Consider the following 16,874-nt stretch of genomic DNA (forward strand, 5'->3'; position numbering starts at 1 on the left):
GCTTGCGTAGCAAGCCTTCGGGATTCGGGAATGATCAAGCCTGCTGGCGATGGATCTTTTCCAGCTTCTTCTTGATCCGGTCGCGCTTGAGGCTGGAGAGGTAGTCGACGAACAGCTTGCCGTTGAGATGATCGCACTCATGCTGGATGCATACCGCGAGCAGGCCTTCGGCGACCAGTTCGTATGGCTTGCCATCACGATCCAGTGCTTTGATCCGCACTTTCTGCGGACGGTCGACGTTCTCGTAAAAGCCCGGGACCGACAGGCAGCCTTCCTGGTACTGATCCATCTCGTCGGTCAGCGATTCGAATTCGGGATTGATGAAGACTCGCGGCTCGGACCGGTCTTCGGACAGGTCCATCACCACCACGCGCTTGTGCACATTGACCTGCGTTGCCGCCAGGCCGATGCCCGGAGCCTCGTACATGGTCTCGAACATGTCGTCGATCAGCTGACGAAGCTCGTCATCGACCACATCCACCGGTTTGGCGATGGTGCGCAGCCGCGGATCGGGAAATTCAAGGATGTTCAGAATGGCCATATGCGTTTGTGATGCACTTATGGAATAAAGTCAAAAGCCGCTGCTAAGATGCCGAGCAGCATGGAAAACGGCTTAATGCCGCGATCCAAAAGGGTTCCGCGGCGCTAGGGCGCTTTACGTGAAGGCACATAATAAAGGGATTCACCACATGAGGAAATCACTACTCGCCCTGCTGCTGGTGGCCGTCGGCGGGCTCGCCCAGGCCGCGGTGCAGCTCAAGGACAATCACCCGGAGCGGTATACCGTGGTGAAGGGCGACACACTCTGGGACATTTCCGGCCGCTTTCTGCGCGAGCCGTGGAAATGGCCGGAGCTGTGGCACGCCAACCCTCAGATCGCCAATCCTCATCTGATCTATCCCGGTGACACCCTGAGCCTGATCTATGTCGACGGCCAGCCGCGCCTGGTACTCGACCGCGGCGCCTCGCGCGGCACCATCAAGCTGTCGCCGACCGTGCGTACCACACCCATGGCCGAAGCCATCCCGACCATTCCGCTGGAGGCGATCAACAGCTTCCTGCTGAGCAACCGCATCGTCGACACCGCCGAGCAGTTCCAGGGTGCTCCGTACATCGTCGCCGGCAATGCCGAGCGGGTGATCAGCGGCGCCGGCGATCGCATCTACGGCCGCGGCAGCTTCGAAGCGAACATGCCGGCCTACGGCATCTTCCGTCAGGGCAAGACCTACGTCGATCCGGACACCGGTGAATTCCTCGGCATCAACGCCGATGACGTTGGCACCGTCGAGATCGTCGAAATCGAAGGCGACATCGCGACCATGCAGCTGACCCGTACCACCCAGGAAGCGCGTATCGGCGATCGCCTGTTCCCGGGCGAAGAGCGTGCGGTCAACTCCACCTTCATGCCCAGCGCGCCGTCGACCGATGTCGAAGGCGTGATCCTCGACGTACCGCGCGGCGTAACCCAGATCGGCCAGTTCGATGTGGTCACGCTGAACAGGGGCGCACGCGACGGGTTGAAGGACGGCAATGTGCTGGCCGTCTACAAGACCGGTGAAACAGTGCGTGACCGTGTGACTGGCGAAAACGTGAAGATTCCGGACGAGCGTTCCGGCTTGCTGATGGTGTTCCGCACCTACGACAAGCTCAGCTACGGCCTGGTGCTGCAGGCGACCCGCTCGCTGTCGGTGAAGGACAAGGTCCGTAACCCCTGAAGCAAGAAAGCCCCGCGAATGCGGGGCTTTTTCATGCTGCGATAACACCGCAAGGATGCGGTGTAATGAGACAAGGAGTGCTCGCCCATGCCTGCCATTTCCCCTGCCGAGCTCGAAGCCCGGCTGCGTCTGAATCTGCTGCCCGAACTCGGACCGCGTCGCCTGCGCAAGCTGGTCAGTGCGTTTCCCGATGCCGCTTCGGCGCTGAGTGCGCCAGCCAGTGCCTGGCGCTCGCTGGGGTTGCCCGCCAGTTGTGCCGAGCCGCGGCGCAGTGCCGAAATCCGTGAACGTGCCAGCGCCGCCCTTGCCTGGCTGGAGCAGCCGGAGCGGCATCTGCTCTGCTGGGACGATCCCAACTACCCTGCTCTGCTCGCCGAACTGCCTGATGCGCCGCCGCTGCTGTTCATTGCCGGCGACCCGTCACTGCTCGAGCGACCGCAGCTGGCGATGGTCGGTAGCCGCCGCGCTTCACGCAATGGCCTGGACAACGCCAGGGCCTTCTCCCGCAGCCTGGCCGGAGCAGGCTTCGTCATCACCAGTGGACTGGCCCTGGGCATCGACGGCGCGGCTCATCAGGGCGCGCTGGACGCCGGTGGCAAGACCATCGCGGTGCTCGGCACCGGGATCGAGCGGCTGTATCCGCAGCGCCACGTCGCCCTCGCGCGGCAGATCGTCGAAGGCGGCGGTGCGCTGGTGTCCGAGCTGCCGCTGGACTGCCCGCCGCAGGCGAGTAACTTCCCGCGACGCAATCGGATCATCAGCGGCCTGTCGCTGGGCGTGCTGGTGGTCGAGGCGAGTCCGTCCAGCGGCTCGCTGATCACCGCGCGCCTGGCCGCCGAGCAGGGCCGCGAGGTGTATGCGATTCCCGGTTCGATCCATCATCCCGGCGCCCGTGGCTGTCATCAGCTGATTCGCCAGGGCGCGGCGCTGGTGGAATCGGTCGAGGATGTGCTCGAAGCGCTGCGTGGCTGGCAGTGCGTTGCTCCGGGGGCTGGCGAAACACCAACGCAGACCCGGCCGGACAACCCGCTACTGCGCGAGCTGCTGGCCGCCCCGCGGAGCAGCGAAGCACTGGCCGTGGCGCTCGATCAGCCGCTGGGGCAGGTGCTGGCGCAGCTGACCGAACTGGAAGTCGACGGGCTGGTGGCCAGCGACAACGGCCTGTGGGTGGTGATCCCCCGCTAGATGGAGCTGCGAGCCTGTGATGCGTGCCTGCCAATCCGCGCCCCGCGGTTTGCGCTCGAAAAGCGGAGGGTCTGTTGCAGCTTGTTGCGAATCAGTATGAGGCCCCTCTGCTCGGCAACAGGCGCCTTGGGTAAACTGCCGCTTTTTTCATCCAGGCAGAGGTCGGCATGATCGGCGATTGGCGTGTGCAGCAGGTGGCGCGGGTGGTCCGGGCCGGCGGAGTGATCGCCTACCCGACCGAAGCGGTCTGGGGAGTTGGCTGTGACCCTTGGGACGAAGACGCGGTGCTGCGACTGCTGGCGCTCAAGGAGCGGCCGGTGGAGAAGGGCCTGATCCTCATTGCCGACAGCATCGAGCAGTTCGATTTCCTCTTGGAGGATCTGCCCGAGCGCTGGCTTGATCGTCTGGCCGGCACCTGGCCGGGGCCGAACACCTGGCTGGTGCCGCATCGCGGCCGGCTGCCGGAGTGGATCACCGGGCGGCACGACAGCGTTGCGCTGCGGGTAACCGATCACCCGCTGGTCAAACGTCTCTGCGCGCTGACCGGGCCGCTGGTATCGACCTCCGCCAACCCTGCCGGCCGTCCCGCAGCGCGCTCGCGGCTGCGGGTGGAGCAGTATTTCCCAAAGCAGCTCGACGCGGTGTTCAACGGCCCGCTGGGTGGACGACGCAACCCCAGCGTCATTCGCGATCTGCGCACGGGCGAGGTGATTCGCCCGGCCTGAGCCGGCGCATCGACGGCTGCGCGGCTGCCTGTAGCGGCAGCCGCCGTATTCAGGGCAGCAAAATGGTCGATCCGGTGGTTTCCCCTGCCGCCAGCTTGCGCTGGGCTTCGGCCGCTTCGCTGAGCGAATAGCGCTGGCCGATCTCGACCTGGATCTTGCCGCTGCCGATCATCTCGAACAGTTCGTCGGCCATGGCCTGCAAGCGCTCCGGCGTATCGGCGTAGCCAGCCAGGATCGGTCGAGTGACGAACAAAGAGCCCTTCTGCGCCAGCACACCCAGGTTCACCCCGGTGACGGCACCGGAGGCGTTGCCGAAGCTCACCAGCAGGCCGCGCGGGGCAACGCAATCGAGGGAAACCTCCCAGCTGTTCTTGCCCACCGAGTCGTAGACCACCGGGCATTTTTTGCCTTCGGTCAGCTCCAGCACACGCTGCACTACATCTTCACGGGTGCGATCGATGGTAGCCCAGGCGCCCAGGGCCTCGGCCCGCTCGGCTTTGTCCGCGGAACCGACCACGCCGATCAATTGCGCGCCCAGTGCGCGCGCCCACTGACAGGCGATGGAGCCGACGCCGCCGGCCGCGGCATGGAACAGCACGGTGTCGCCGGCCTGCAACGGGTGGACCTGGCGCAGCAGATACTGGCAGGTCAGGCCCTTGAGCATCACCGCGGCAGCCTGCTCGAAGCTGATCGAATCCGGCAGTTTGACCAGATGCCGCGCCGGCAGCGTGTGGTGTTCGCCGTAGGCGCCGAGCGGGCCGGTGGCGTAGGCGACGCGGTCACCCGGTTGCAGATGCTCGACGCCCTCGCCCACCGCATCGACCACACCGGCACCCTCGGTGCCCAGCCCGGATGGCAGGCTCGGCGGCTGGTACAGACCGCTGCGGAAATAGGTGTCGATGAAGTTCAGACCGATGGCGTGATTGCGCACCCGCACTTCGCCTGCAGCCGGCGCGCTGAGCGGTGCATCGACCTGTTCCAGGACTTCGGGACCGCCGTGCTGGCTGAATTGGATGCGCTGGGACATGTCTGGCTCCTGGTCGTTTGAAAGAGCGCCTATCCAACCCGCCGGGGCTGCGTTCGTCAATCGGCTGAATGCTATGCTTGCCGGCCGACCCCGTTTCAAGCACCGCTCAGCCGCGCCTCAAGGGCTGCGTGCGGTCATTCGCAAGGTGATTTCGTGAACCACAGGACCGAAGCCGTCAAAGCCTATCTGCTCGATCTGCAGGACCGCATCTGCGCTGCGCTGGAGGCCGAAGATGGCGGCGCGCGCTTTGCCGAGGACGCCTGGACGCGGCCCGGTGGCGGCGGTGGCCGGACCCGGGTGATCGAGAACGGCGCGCTGATCGAAAAGGGCGGCGTGAACTTCTCCCACGTGCATGGCGACAGCCTGCCGCCGTCAGCCAGCGCCCATCGTCCGGAGCTGGCCGGGCGCGGTTTCGAGGCCCTCGGCGTGTCGTTGGTGATCCACCCGCACAACCCCTACGTGCCCACGTCCCATGCCAACGTGCGCTTCTTCATCGCCGAGAAGGAAGGCGAGGAACCGGTCTGGTGGTTCGGCGGCGGCTTCGACCTGACCCCCTACTACGGCGCCGAGGAAGACTGCGTGCACTGGCACCGGGTCGCGCGGGATGCCTGCGCGCCGTTCGGTGCCGAGGTCTACCCACGTTACAAGGAGTGGTGCGATCGCTATTTCCATATCAAGCACCGCCACGAACCGCGCGGCGTCGGCGGCCTGTTCTTCGACGACCTGAATCAGTGGGACTTCGACACCAGTTTCGCCTTCATGCGTGCGGTCGGCGATGCCTATCTCGACGCCTACCTGCCCATCGTCCAGCGGCGCAAGGCCACGCCATTCGGCGAGCGCGAGCGGCAGTTCCAGCTGCTGCGCCGCGGCCGCTACGTCGAATACAACCTGGTCTATGACCGCGGCACGCTGTTTGGCCTGCAATCAGGCGGGCGTACCGAATCCATCCTGATGTCGCTGCCGCCACAAGTGGCCTGGGGCTATGACAAGCATCCCGAGCCCGGTACGCCGGAAGCGCGGCTGACCGAATACTTCCTGCAGGACCGCGACTGGCTCGCCGAACAGTCCTGACCTACGACGGCTTCTGCATCCCACATTGCGCAAGGATTCACCCATGGACCGCTACGGCGTCTTCGGCAACCCCATCGGCCACAGCAAATCACCGCAGATTCACGCCCTGTTCGCCACGCAGACCGGCCAGGTGTTGCGTTATGAAGCCTTGCTGGCGCCGCTGGATGATTTTGTCGGGTTCGCCCGGGCGTTTTTCCAGGATGGGCTTGGCGCCAATGTCACCGTACCGTTCAAGGAGCAGGCCTACCGGATGGCTGATCGGCTCACCGAGCGTGCTCGGCGTGCCGGTGCGGTGAACACCCTGAAGAAGCTCGAAGACGGCCACATGCTCGGTGACAACACCGACGGCGCCGGGCTGGTGAGCGATCTGTTGCACGCCGGTGTGGCGCTGCGTGGCCGGCGTATCCTGCTGCTGGGCGCCGGCGGTGCGGTGCGTGGCGCACTCGAGCCATTGCTGGCGCAGCGGCCCGCCGCGCTGATCATCGCCAACCGCACCGTGAGCAAGGCCGAACAGCTGGCACAGGAATTTGCCGAGCTCGGTCCGCTGTCGGCCAGCACTTTCACCGATCTTGCCGAACCGGTCGACCTGATCATCAATGGCACCTCGGCCAGCCTCGGCGGCGAACTGCCTCCGCTGGCCGACAGGCTGATCCAGCCAGGCCATACCTTCTGCTACGACATGATGTACGCGGCCAAGCCCACGGCGTTCTGCCAATGGGCGGCAGCATTGGGTGCGGATACCCGTGACGGGCTCGGCATGCTGGTGGAGCAGGCTGCGGAGGCGTTCGAACTCTGGCGTGGCGTGCGTCCGGATACCGCGCCGGTGCTGGCCGAACTGCGTCGGCAGCTTAGCTAGCCGCTGAAGTGGATGCGCTGATGGATGTGCTGGGGATTTTCCAGTTCGTCGACGATGCCGGCGGCAATACGCTGCAATTCCCGATAGGGATTGGCGTCGCCCTTGCCCGCCGCTTCGGCCAGCGTCTCGATGGTCAGCTGATTGCCGGCTGATGGCGCATCCACCAGCGTCCAGCGCAGCGGATGCTTGGCCAGTCGCTGCAGCGCCGCCTCGACCTCCGGCTGCAATTCGATCGCCGGGTAGTCGGCAACCAGCAACAGGCGCTCGACCCTGGCGCGTTCCAGCCCGAGCAACAGCGCCTCGACCGCCTGATAGAAATCACGCTGGGGTGACTCGCCAGTGATTCTGCCCGGACCAGGCAGACGCGGCGTCTGGAACAGGCAGATCACCGCATCCATCCCGGCCACGCTCTCGCTTACGCTCATCGCATCGAACGGATCGCCCGGTTTGGTCCGCAGGCCAGGCCGGGCGGAAATCGAGTTGAGGTCGTCAAGCAATGCCACGGCCTCGTGCTGGCGGCTGAGCAGCTCCACCAGCAGCGCACTGCCAAGGTCGTCGTGCGCACCGTAGAGGGCGAACTTCAACCGCGGCGTTTCGGCATTGAGCATGACGACTGCCGATCAGCGACGGCTGATCAGGTAGCCGATCACGGCAAAGGCGCCTGCGGCCAGAGCCAGGGTGCCCAGCGGGTGCTCCTTGGCGCAGTCACGCGCAGCGCGGCTGGCCTCGCGGGTACGCTTGGACAGGTCGGCGTAGTGCTCGTCCCAATCCTGATCGTGCCAGAGTGATTCGGCACGCGAGCGCAGGGCGCTGAGGCGCTTGCGTGAATCGCGGGCGGCGTCGTGCTTCAGTTCATCGAGCGCGCGCATCAGGCTGTCGATCTCGTGCTGGACTTCTTCGCGGGTGGTGGACTTGCTGAAACGGGACATGGCGGGACCTCCCCTCGGTAAGTGTCAGTGTTTGACTCCAAAAAGGCCGAGAGGTGCAGCCGATCGCGGACTGCCGTGTGGTGATACACATCAGCATGTGTCCGCCGTGCCGGCAGCAAGCGGGCTGCTTCCGACGAACCGTTCATCGGGAACAGGCGGGCCGTCTGGCGATTCCCTATACTGGCGTAACGTCTACCACGTCGCATTCAGCGCATTTCGCCCTTTCATCGCGGGGAAAAACCTATCGTGAACTTTCGTCGTACCCTGGCCAGTCTGTTCGTCGTTTGCCTGGCCTCGTTGCCGGTTCTTCATGCCCAGGCCGCCAAGCCGGCCGTTCAGGAGCTCGCTTCCGGCAGTGCGCTGCTGGTCGACCTGAATACCAATGAAGTGCTGTATTCCAGCAATCCCGACATGGTGGTGCCGATCGCCTCGGTGACCAAGCTGATGACGGCGATAGTGGCGCTGGATGCCAAGCTGCCACTGGACCAGGTGCTGCCGGTGACCATCCGCGACGCCAAGGAAATGCAGGGCGTGTTCTCCCGCGTGCGCATCGGCAGCGAAATCAGCCGCCGCGAGCTGCTGCTGCTGACCCTGATGTCTTCGGAGAACCGCGCCGCGGCGAGCCTCGCCCACCACTATCCGGGCGGTTACTCGGCGTTCATCCAGGCGATGAACGCCAAGGCGCGCGCGCTGGGCATGAGCCGCACGTACTACGTCGAGCCGACTGGCCTATCCGAGCGCAACGTCTCCAGCGCCAATGACCTGGTCAAGCTGATCCGCGCCAGCCGCCAGTACCCGCTGATCCAGCAGTTCAGTACCACCGACGAGAAGACCGTCGCCTTCCGCAAGCCCAACTACACCCTCGGCTTTCGCAACACCAACGCCCTGGTGCGCAAGAACAACTGGGACATCCAGTTGAGCAAGACCGGCTTCACCAATGCCGCCGGCCATTGCCTGGTGATGAGCACTACCATGAAGCAACGGCCGGTGGCCTTCGTGGTGCTCGATGCGTTTGGCAAGTACACCCATATGGCCGACGCCAACCGCCTGAAAAAGTGGCTGGAAACCGGCACGGTGACGCCGGTGCCGGCCGCGGCGCTGGCCTACAAGCAGCAGAAGCAGGCCCAGCGCCAGCTGGCCGGCCAGCCTGCCGACGCGGCGCAGGCGCTGCTCGACGCTCGCTGAGGGGTTGGTTCGCTGCGTGGCGATGACTTCGCGCAGCGAGCCTGACCAGCAGGCCTATCGGCGGATATTCTTGAGTTTGCGCAACTCTTTTTGCTGAGAGTCGTTCCTATCATGAACGCCATTCGCACCTGCGCCTGATCGGATCGCCGATGACACGCCGCCGCCTTCCGGCCTGGCTCGCCAGCCTGGCCCTGCTGATCCATCTGCTGAGCATGCCGCTGTCGGGTCTGTTGCCGGCGGAGAGCAAGCGGCTGCTCGGCTGGAGCGGGCATTGCCCGCTGATGCAGGCGCAGCAGGCGCACGCGCTGCACCAGTCAGCAGTCCATGGCGAGCATGATCAGGGCAGCCATGGCGCGCATGGGAGGATGCCGCCTTGTTGCTGTTGCGCCGGTTCGGTGGGGCTGGCGGCGCTGCCCGAAGCATCGCCGCAACTGCCGCAACAAACCGCCGGGCACTTGAGCCGGATCGCCGAATCAGGCGGCCATTGGCCGTCGCCACGAGAGCAGTGGCCGGCCCTCAACCCTCGCGCTTCTCCCCTCGCCTGACGCCGCCGGCGTCACCCCTCGTTGCCACGCCTGAACTGCCTGCACCAGCCGATGGTTGGGTGCTGGCGTCTGCCTGCGGCCAAGCACCGTATGGCCATGCCTGTTGCACAAGGAACATGCGAGATGTTCGACCATCCTGCGCACCCTTCGCGGCGCCCTGCGCTGCCTCGTCTTGTTATCGCGGCCCTGGCCGCTGCCTATCTACCGGCAAGCCTTGCCGATACCGCCGCCTCCGCGCTGTCGCTGGGCAGCAGCACCGTCACTGCGAGCCAGTCGGGTGGCGGCCTGCCGACCAGCAGCGTGATCAGCTCGGTCGATCTGCTCGGCGGTGACATCCTCGAACAACAGCCGGTGCTCTACAGCTGGGAGCTGTTTCGTCGTGCGCCGGGAGTGATGCTCACCGAATTCGGCCAGGGCACCAGCTCCGGCAAGCTATCCTTCCGCGGCTTCAATGGCGAGGGCGAGGTCAACGCGGTCAAGCTGCTGATCGACGGCATCCCGAGCAACAGCAACGACGGCAACATGCCCTATCTGGACATGCTGTTCCCGCTGGAAATCGACGGCATCGAGGTGGTGCGCGGCACCAACGATCCGCGCTACGGCCTGTACAACATCGCCGGCAACGTCGCCGTGCAGTCGCGCATCGGCGGTGACTACGGCAAGGCGCGGCTGCGCTACGGCAGTTACGACACCCAGGAGCTGCAGCTGGCCAAGGGCATCGAAAGCGGCAACTGGACGCAGAACTACTTCATCGGCCAGCAGAAGAGCGACGGCTATCGCGACCATGCCGGTAGCGAGCGCACCAGCCTGTCCGGCAAATGGTTCTACACGCCGGATGCCGGTAATTGGCGCCTGGGCCTGATTGCCCGGCATTACGAGGCCGAGGCGGACGAGCCGGGTTACCTGTCGCGTGAGGACGCGCGCCACTCGCCACGCCAATCCTACGCGCTGTCGGCCAGCGACATGGGCGAGCGGCGCATGAACCAGCTCAGCCTGCATCTGGACAGCCAGCTGGCCAGCGATCTCAGCTGGGCGACCAAGGTTTGGCTCAACACCCTGGACGACGACCGCTGGGTGCGTTTCTCGCAATCGGCGCCACAGCAGCGGCGCACCAGCGAGGAAAAGCACTACGGCGCACGGACGTCGCTGACCTACCGCCCGGCCGTATCCTGGCTTTATGACCTGGCCATCGAAGGCGGGCTGGACACCGAGCAGCAGCGCAACCGCAGCGAGCGCTACACCACCGTCGAGCGCCAGGTCGTGACCCAGACCCGCGACCAGCGCTTCGACTACGACAGCTACGGCGCCTACCTGCAGGCGGTGATCCAGCCTGTCGAGTCGCTGAAGATCATCCCGGCGTTTCGCGTCGACCGCATCGAGGGCGACTTCACCGATGAGCTGAGCGGCAACGATTACGCGATCAACGATTACGGCAGCATCGAGCAGCCGAAGATCAGCCTGATCTACACCCCCATCGAGCAGCTGAGCCTGTATGGCAACTGGGGCCGGACCTTCCAGATCGGCACTGGCGCGGCCGCCTACAAGGTGCCGCCGCGCACCAGCGATCTCTCGCCGTCGATCAACGACGGCTGGGAAACCGGCATCAAGTTCAGCCCGGCGCACTGGATCGACGGGCGCATCGCGTACTGGGAGCAGGTGGCCGCCGACGAGGTGCGGCGTCGGCTCAACGACCCCAGCGGTGAATCGGAGAACCTCGGGCAGACGCGGCGCTGGGGCTACGACGCGCAGCTCAACCTCTACCCTGCCAGCGATCTGAATCTGTGGCTGGCGCACTCCTGGCAGTTCTCGGAAATCGAGAAGGCTGATCCGAGCCTGCCGGCCAGCCAGGGCCAGCAGATCGACCACGTGCCGCAGCGGCTGTACTCGGCCGGCAGCACCTACCAGGCTACGCCAGATCTGCAGCTCAGCGCCTGGCTCAACGGCCAGACCGACTACTACCTCGAACGCGAGAACACCCAGGGCAAATACGGCGGCTACGTGCTGTTCAACCTGGGCGCCAGCTACCAGCTGACCGAGCAGCTGGCCGTCGACCTGCAGCTGAAGAACCTCACCGACCGCTACTACGAGTACGTCTGGTACGACGGTGTCCAGTCGCTGCACGCGCCGGGCGATGGCCGCGCGCTGTATGCCGCCGTGACCCTGGACTTCTGAGCCGCATGAAGCGCTATCTGTACCTCGCGCACCGCTGGCTGGGCATCGGACTGGGCCTGTTCGTCCTGCTCTGGATCGTCAGCGGCGTGGTGATGCTCTTCGTCGCTTATCCCAAGCTGACGCCGGAGGAGCACCTCTCGCGCCTGCAGCCACTGAGTGTCGATTGCTGCATCGCACCGGGCGCAGCGCTTGCCGCCAGCAAGGACCCGCGCACGCCGCTCAGCCTGCGCCTGACGGGCGCCGGTGGCTCGCCGCGCTATCTGCTGGACTATGGCGACGGCCCGCTGCTGGCGGTCGATGCGCGTAGCGGGCGACGGATCGAGCACATCGGCGCTGCCGAGGCGCTGGCCAGTGCGCGGCAGTTTGCGGACGGTGCCGAGGTGCGCTTGCTCGATCGGGTCGAGGAAGATGCCTGGACGCGCAACCACGCCCTTGCTCGCGAGCGACCGCTGTATCGGGTGCAGGCGGACGATGCCGAAGGTCGGCTGCTGTACGTCTCCAGCCACAGCGGGCTGGTGGTGCGCGACGCCACCGCCCACGAGCGCGCCTGGAACCTGCTGGGCGCCTGGCTGCACTGGCTCTACCCGTTGCGCGAGGTCATGCCGAAGACGCTCTGGTCAGTGGCGCTGGTCTACGGTGCGCTGCTCGCCGCGGTGCTGGTGCTGCTGGGCATGCTGATCGGGCTAATGCGCTGGCGCTTCGCCGGTCGCTACCGCAACGGCTCGCACTCGCCCTACCCGGTCGGCGCCGGCCGCGTGCACCACGTCGGTGGGCTACTGATCGGCGTGGTGCTGCTGGTCTGGCTGGGCAGCGGCATGCTGTCGATGGAGCCCTGGAGGCTGTTCGAGAAACGTTCGACCATCGATGCCGCCGCGCTGCGGCAAGCGCCGCTAAATGCCGAAGCGCTGGATACGGATCTGGCCGCTGCACTGGCTCGATTGCGCCAGGCTGGTATCGAACCGGTGGAGCTGCAGTGGCACGTGGTCGGCGATCAGCCCTATCTGCTCGCTATCGATACCGGGGGTGAAACACGCATTCTGCCCTCCACCTATTCCAAGCCGGCACAGGAACGCCTTGAGCGCGCCCTGCTGGAGCGCGAGGTCCGCCAGGCCTGGCCCGAACAGCAGCTGCGCTTCGAGTGGCTGGAACAGGAGGATTTCCACTACTACGCCCGTAGCGAACCGAGCCTCTACAGCCATCTGCCGCGACGCTTGCCGCTGCTGCGGGTGCGTTTCGACGATCCGGCGGCGACCTGGCTGCATCTCGATCCGTACAGCGGCACCGTCATCGAACAACTCGACCAGCGTCGGCGCGCGGTGCGCTGGGTGTTCAAGCTGCTGCACAGCTGGGACTGGCTGCCCTTGCTGCAACGTCCGCTGCTGCGTGACGGCCTGCTGCTGGCATCCAGCGCCGGCATGCTGCTGATCGCCATCAGCGGCGTGCTGTTGGGCTGGCGGCGGCTGCGCGGTCGACCACGGCGTGCCCGGGAGAGGTCAGTGCGTGCCGCTCAGCCGCCACGGTTGCCGTAGGCGGCTTCCTCGCTGTCCTCCTCGCTGGCGCGGGCCAGTTCGTGGGCCAGATGCCGCTTCAGACGCTGCAGCGCGGCGTCGCTCCAGCCTGCCGGGGCGCTGACGATCCGCCAGGCATCGACGTAGTCGGCCGGTGCATAGACATGCCCGTAGCCGGGCGGCGTCGGTGTGGTCACCGCCATGTCCACCGCCAGCTGCAGCATGGTCACCAGCGGAAACCAGCGCAGCGAGGGTGACACGTCCGGCCCGCGCGGCTCGCTCATCCAATCCGGCCGGCGCCAGGCGTAACGATGGTCGAAGAAGGTGATCGGGTCGCTGGCGTACTGCAGATAGAGCAGACGCATCGGCCCCCAGGGGGCATCGGCCGGCTCCGGTGTGCCCTGCTGGTTCATGAAGCGCACGAAGCGGCCATCACGGAACTGCGGGCGCCACTCCGGGCTGCCATCGTTGCGACTGTCGGTGAGGCTGCGCCACAGATCGCTGCGAAACGGCGGCCCGCTCCACAGCGCGCCATGAATGGGATCGCCGAGCAGCTCGTGCAGCTCCCATGAGCGTTGCGAATGCAGGGCACCGAGACTCAGCCCGTGCAAATACAGGCGCGGCCGGCGCTCCGGCGGCAGCTGCGTCCAGTAGGCATAGATTTCCGCGAACAGGGCGCGGGCCACGTCGCGGCCGTAATCCGCCTCCACCAGCAATGCCAGCGGGCTATTCAGGTAGGAGTACTGCAACGCCACGCTGGCGATGTCGCCATGGTGCAGGTATTCCACCGTGTTCATCGCCGCGGGATCGATCCAGCCGGTGCCGGTCGGCGTCACCACCACCAGCACCGAGCGTTCGAAGGCGCCGCTGCGCTGCAATTCACTGAGCGCCAGGCGGGCACGCTGGCGCGGCGTTTCGGCGGCGCGCAGACCGACATAGACGCGGATCGGCTCCAGCGCCGGCTTACCGCTCACCGCCGAGATCTCTGCCGCGGAAGGGCCGGAGCCGATAAAGCCGCGGCCGGTGCGCCCCAGCTCTTCCCAGCGCAGCGCGGAGGCGGCACTGCCGCTTTTCAGCGGTGAATCGGGCGGCGCCGTTTCCGGCTCGATCAGCGCATCGTACTGGGCGAACGAGGCATCCAGCGCCCGCAGCGCCTGTGCCACCAGCACGTCGGTGGCCAGCGACCAGAACAGCGCCAGCGCCACCAGCACGCCAATGACATTCGCCACCCGGCGCGGCAGGATGCGGTCGGCATGCCGCGAGACGAAACGCGACACCAGCCGATACAGCCGTGCCAGCGTCAGCAGGATGAGAAAGGTCGCCAGCGCGGTGAGGACTACCTCGATCAGATGCGCACTGCTCACCGGCTCCATGCCCATCAGCGCGCGGACGGCGTTCTGCCAGCCGGCGACCTGGCTGAGAAAGAAGCCCGCCAGCGGTACGCACACGGCGGCAATCAGCAGATTGACCCGTTCGCGCAAGTGCTCGGGGCGTTCCGGCAGGCCCAGATAGCGCCACAGCCAGCGCCAGAGCACGCCGATGCCGTAGCCGACCGCCAGCGCCGCGCCGGCCAGCACACCCTGGCTCAGCGTCGAGCGCGGCACCAGCGAGGGCGTCAGCGCCGCGCAGAAAAACAGCGTGCCCAGCAGCAGACCGAAGCCGGACAGCGAGCGCCACGCGGACAGCAGAGGGAGACGCAGCATCGATAACTCCATGATTGGTCCGCAGTCGGATGAGCAAAGCTTATCGCCTGGGCCTTTCGAGGCATCGCTGCCGCCACGGTTCCCGTCTGCGCCAGGCTGGCGGCGATCAATTCGATGCAACGATGACCGAGCGGCCGACTCAAACGACTACATTTCCCTTAGCACAGCGGGAACCGACGTCGAATGAGCACCCCAGACAATAGCTATATCCAGTGGCTGGTCGAGCAGTCCATGTTGCATGCGGCCCGCGAACGCGCGCGCCTCTACGCCGGCCAGGCGCGGCTCTGGCAGCGGCCCTATGCGCAGGCGCGGCCGCGCGATGCCAGTGCCATCGCCTCGGTGTGGTTTACCGCCTACCCCGCGGCCATCATCACCCCCGAGGGCAGCTCGGTGCTCGAAGCGCTGGGTGACGACCGGCTGTGGAGCGCGCTCTCCGAACTGGGTGTGCAAGGTATTCACAACGGCCCGATGAAACGCTCCGGCGGCCTGCGCGGGCGCGAGTTCACGCCGACCATCGACGGCAACTTCGACCGCATCAGCTTCGATATCGACCCGGCCCTGGGCACCGAGGAGCAGATGCTCCAGCTCAGCCGGGTCGCCGCCGCGCACAACGCCATCGTCATCGACGACATCGTCCCGGCGCACACCGGAAAAGGCGCCGATTTCCGCCTCGCCGAGATGGCCTACGGCGACTACCCCGGGCTCTACCACATGGTTGAGATCCGCGAGGAGGACTGGGAACTGCTGCCCGATGTCCCGCCGGAGCGCGACGCGGTCAACCTGGAGCCGCCGGTGGTCGATCGGCTGAAGGAAAAGCACTACATCGTCGGCCAGCTGCAGCGGGTGATCTTCTTCGAACCCGGGATCAAGGACACCGACTGGAGCGTTACCGGCGAAGTCACCGGGGTCGACGGCAAGGTCAGGCGCTGGGTCTACCTGCACTACTTCAAGGAAGGCCAGCCGTCACTGAACTGGCTCGACCCGACCTTCGCCGCGCAGCAGCTGATCATCGGCGATGCCCTGCACGCCATCGACGTGGCCGGTGCCCGCGTGCTGCGCCTGGATGCCAACGGCTTTCTCGGTGTCGAGCGGCGTGCCGAGGGCACCGCCTGGTCCGAAGGCCATCCGCTGTCGGTCACCGGCAACCAGCTGCTCGCCGGGGCGATCCGCAAGGCCGGCGGTTTCAGTTTCCAGGAACTGAACCTGACCATCGATGACATTGCCGCGATGTCCCACGGCGGCGCTGACCTGTCCTACGACTTCATCACCCGCCCGGCCTACCACCACGCGCTGCTCACCGGCGACACCGAGTTTCTGCGCATGATGCTGCGCGAGGTGCACGCCTTCGGCATCGACCCGGCTTCGCTGATCCATGCGCTGCAGAACCACGACGAGCTGACCCTGGAGCTGGTGCATTTCTGGACCCTGCACGCCTACGACCATTACCACTACAAGGGCCAGACGCTGCCCGGCGGGCATCTGCGCGAGCTGATCCGCGAGGAGCTGTACGAGCGGCTGACCGGCGAGCACGCGCCCTACAACCTCAAGTTCGTCACCAACGGCGTGGCCTGCACCACCGCCAGCGTGATCGCGGCGGCGCTGAACATCCGCGATCTGGACGCCATCGGCCCGGCCGAGGTCGAGCAGATCCAGCGTCTGCATATCCTGCTGGTGATGTTCAATGCCATGCAGCCCGGCGTGTTCGCCCTCTCCGGCTGGGATCTGGTCGGCGCCCTGCCGCTGCCAGCCGAACAGGTCGAGCATCTGATGGGCGACGGCGACACGCGCTGGATCAACCGTGGCGCCTACGACCTCGCCGAGCTTGCACCGGACACCGCCGTGTCCGCCGAAGGCCTGCCGAAAGCCCGCGCGCTGTATGGCAGCCTGGTGCAGCAGCTGCAGGACACCGGCTCCTTCGCCTGCCAGCTCAAGCGCATCCTTAGCGTGCGTCAGGCTTACGATATCGCCGCGAGCAAGCAGATCCTGATTCCGGACGTGCAGGCGCCGGGCTTGCTGATCATGGTTCACGAGCTGCCGGCCGGCAAAGGCGTGCAGATCACCGCGCTGAACTTCAGTGCCGAGACCATCAGCGAAACCGTCTGCCTGCCCGGCGTCGCACCCGGCCCGGTGGTGGACATCATCCACGAGCGGGTGGAAGGCGACCTCACCGAGAACTGCGAGCTGACCTTCAACCTCGACCCCTACGAAGGCCTGGCCTTGCGCGTGGTGAGCGCCGCGTCGCCGGTGATCTGA

General features: G+C 66.0%; 15 protein-coding genes. 10 read left to right on the forward strand and 5 right to left on the reverse strand.

Translation table 11 applies throughout. The features are described 5' to 3' along the window. Positions 1-34 precede the first annotated feature (34 nt). On the reverse strand, positions 35-541 hold the full coding sequence (def, locus tag BHD08_RS00455; protein WP_015275050.1) for a peptide deformylase: 507 nt from the start codon (positions 539-541) through the stop codon (positions 35-37). A gap of 148 nt (positions 542-689) precedes the next feature. On the opposite strand from def, the gene BHD08_RS00460 reads away from it, so the two are divergent. The 3 genes from BHD08_RS00460 (at position 690) to BHD08_RS00470 (ending at position 3,625) form a co-directional block, all read left to right on the forward strand. Continuing rightward, the gene (locus tag BHD08_RS00460) at positions 690-1,715 is read left to right on the forward strand and encodes a LysM peptidoglycan-binding domain-containing protein (RefSeq protein WP_015275051.1); all 1,026 of its coding nucleotides are present in this window, start codon (positions 690-692) and stop codon (positions 1,713-1,715) included. A gap of 87 nt (positions 1,716-1,802) precedes the next feature. After that, a complete protein-coding gene (gene dprA, locus BHD08_RS00465) occupies positions 1,803-2,900 on the forward strand; it encodes a DNA-processing protein DprA (RefSeq protein ID WP_125020423.1) in 1,098 nt (365 codons plus the stop codon). A 167-nt stretch (positions 2,901-3,067) separates the two neighbouring features. Beyond that, positions 3,068-3,625, forward strand: a complete 558-nt coding sequence (locus tag BHD08_RS00470) for an L-threonylcarbamoyladenylate synthase (RefSeq protein WP_125020424.1) — start codon at positions 3,068-3,070, stop codon at positions 3,623-3,625. 49 nt (positions 3,626-3,674) lie between these two features. Here the strand turns inward: BHD08_RS00470 and BHD08_RS00475 are convergent, their stop codons facing one another. Next, complete coding sequence (locus BHD08_RS00475; protein WP_125020425.1) at positions 3,675-4,652, reverse strand: NADPH:quinone reductase; 978 nt, start codon at positions 4,650-4,652, stop codon at positions 3,675-3,677. A 153-nt stretch (positions 4,653-4,805) separates the two neighbouring features. On the opposite strand from BHD08_RS00475, the gene hemF reads away from it, so the two are divergent. Then, entirely contained in the window at positions 4,806-5,723 is a 918-nt protein-coding gene (hemF, locus tag BHD08_RS00480) for an oxygen-dependent coproporphyrinogen oxidase (protein WP_125020426.1), read from the forward strand. Between the two features lie 43 nt (positions 5,724-5,766). Continuing rightward, the gene (gene aroE, locus BHD08_RS00485; protein WP_125020427.1) at positions 5,767-6,579 is read left to right on the forward strand and encodes a shikimate dehydrogenase; all 813 of its coding nucleotides are present in this window, start codon (positions 5,767-5,769) and stop codon (positions 6,577-6,579) included. Here aroE and BHD08_RS00490 read toward each other — a convergent pair. After that, positions 6,576-7,187, reverse strand: a complete 612-nt coding sequence (locus tag BHD08_RS00490; RefSeq protein ID WP_015275057.1) for an NAD(P)-dependent oxidoreductase — start codon at positions 7,185-7,187, stop codon at positions 6,576-6,578. The genes aroE and BHD08_RS00490 overlap by 4 nt on opposite strands. A gap of 12 nt (positions 7,188-7,199) precedes the next feature. After that, positions 7,200-7,508 carry a YqjD family protein gene (locus tag BHD08_RS00495; RefSeq protein ID WP_015275058.1) on the reverse strand — a complete coding sequence of 103 codons (309 nt, stop codon included), beginning with the start codon at positions 7,506-7,508 and terminating at the stop codon, positions 7,200-7,202. 246 nt (positions 7,509-7,754) lie between these two features. Between BHD08_RS00495 and pbpG the strand changes: the two genes are divergently transcribed. From pbpG to BHD08_RS00515, 4 genes are all read left to right on the forward strand, one after another. Further along, the gene (gene pbpG, locus BHD08_RS00500; RefSeq protein WP_015275059.1) at positions 7,755-8,693 is read left to right on the forward strand and encodes a D-alanyl-D-alanine endopeptidase; all 939 of its coding nucleotides are present in this window, start codon (positions 7,755-7,757) and stop codon (positions 8,691-8,693) included. A gap of 149 nt (positions 8,694-8,842) precedes the next feature. After that, positions 8,843-9,238, forward strand: a complete 396-nt coding sequence (locus BHD08_RS00505; protein ID WP_125020428.1) for a DUF2946 family protein — start codon at positions 8,843-8,845, stop codon at positions 9,236-9,238. Positions 9,239-9,361: 123 nt separating this feature from the next. Continuing rightward, entirely contained in the window at positions 9,362-11,410 is a 2,049-nt protein-coding gene (locus BHD08_RS00510; protein WP_125020429.1) for a TonB-dependent receptor, read from the forward strand. A gap of 5 nt (positions 11,411-11,415) precedes the next feature. Then, the gene (locus BHD08_RS00515) at positions 11,416-12,939 is read left to right on the forward strand and encodes a PepSY domain-containing protein (protein ID WP_125020430.1); all 1,524 of its coding nucleotides are present in this window, start codon (positions 11,416-11,418) and stop codon (positions 12,937-12,939) included. On the opposite strand, the gene BHD08_RS00520 is transcribed toward BHD08_RS00515, so the two are convergent. Then, complete coding sequence (locus BHD08_RS00520) at positions 12,918-14,621, reverse strand: alpha/beta-hydrolase family protein (RefSeq protein WP_125020431.1); 1,704 nt, start codon at positions 14,619-14,621, stop codon at positions 12,918-12,920. The genes BHD08_RS00515 and BHD08_RS00520 overlap by 22 nt on opposite strands. Positions 14,622-14,804: 183 nt before the next feature. Here BHD08_RS00520 and treS point away from each other — a divergent pair, with 183 nt between their 5' ends. Next, positions 14,805-16,874: a maltose alpha-D-glucosyltransferase gene (treS, locus tag BHD08_RS00525; RefSeq protein ID WP_125020432.1), complete on the forward strand. Its 2,070-nt coding sequence runs from the start codon at positions 14,805-14,807 to the stop codon at positions 16,872-16,874.

It is taken from the genome of Pseudomonas sp. SCT, from assembly GCF_003864275.1.
GTDB lineage: Bacteria > Pseudomonadota > Gammaproteobacteria > Pseudomonadales > Pseudomonadaceae > Stutzerimonas > Stutzerimonas stutzeri_AE.

Bases quoted from the DNA above. Each gene is read 5' to 3' on its own strand.
- def (WP_015275050.1), bottom strand. From the start codon at position 541: ATGGCCATTCTGAACATCCTTGAATTTCCCGATCCGCGGCTGCGCACC.
- BHD08_RS00460 (WP_015275051.1), top strand. From the start codon at position 690: ATGAGGAAATCACTACTCGCCCTGCTGCTGGTGGCCGTCGGCGGGCTC.
- dprA (WP_125020423.1), top strand. From the start codon at position 1,803: ATGCCTGCCATTTCCCCTGCCGAGCTCGAAGCCCGGCTGCGTCTGAAT.
- BHD08_RS00470 (WP_125020424.1), top strand. From the start codon at position 3,068: ATGATCGGCGATTGGCGTGTGCAGCAGGTGGCGCGGGTGGTCCGGGCC.
- BHD08_RS00475 (WP_125020425.1), bottom strand. From the start codon at position 4,652: ATGTCCCAGCGCATCCAATTCAGCCAGCACGGCGGTCCCGAAGTCCTG.
- aroE (WP_125020427.1), top strand. From the start codon at position 5,767: ATGGACCGCTACGGCGTCTTCGGCAACCCCATCGGCCACAGCAAATCA.
- BHD08_RS00490 (WP_015275057.1), bottom strand. From the start codon at position 7,187: ATGCTCAATGCCGAAACGCCGCGGTTGAAGTTCGCCCTCTACGGTGCG.
- BHD08_RS00495 (WP_015275058.1), bottom strand. From the start codon at position 7,508: ATGTCCCGTTTCAGCAAGTCCACCACCCGCGAAGAAGTCCAGCACGAG.
- BHD08_RS00505 (WP_125020428.1), top strand. From the start codon at position 8,843: ATGACACGCCGCCGCCTTCCGGCCTGGCTCGCCAGCCTGGCCCTGCTG.
- BHD08_RS00510 (WP_125020429.1), top strand. From the start codon at position 9,362: ATGTTCGACCATCCTGCGCACCCTTCGCGGCGCCCTGCGCTGCCTCGT.
- BHD08_RS00515 (WP_125020430.1), top strand. From the start codon at position 11,416: ATGAAGCGCTATCTGTACCTCGCGCACCGCTGGCTGGGCATCGGACTG.
- BHD08_RS00520 (WP_125020431.1), bottom strand. From the start codon at position 14,621: ATGCTGCGTCTCCCTCTGCTGTCCGCGTGGCGCTCGCTGTCCGGCTTC.
- treS (WP_125020432.1), top strand. From the start codon at position 14,805: ATGAGCACCCCAGACAATAGCTATATCCAGTGGCTGGTCGAGCAGTCC.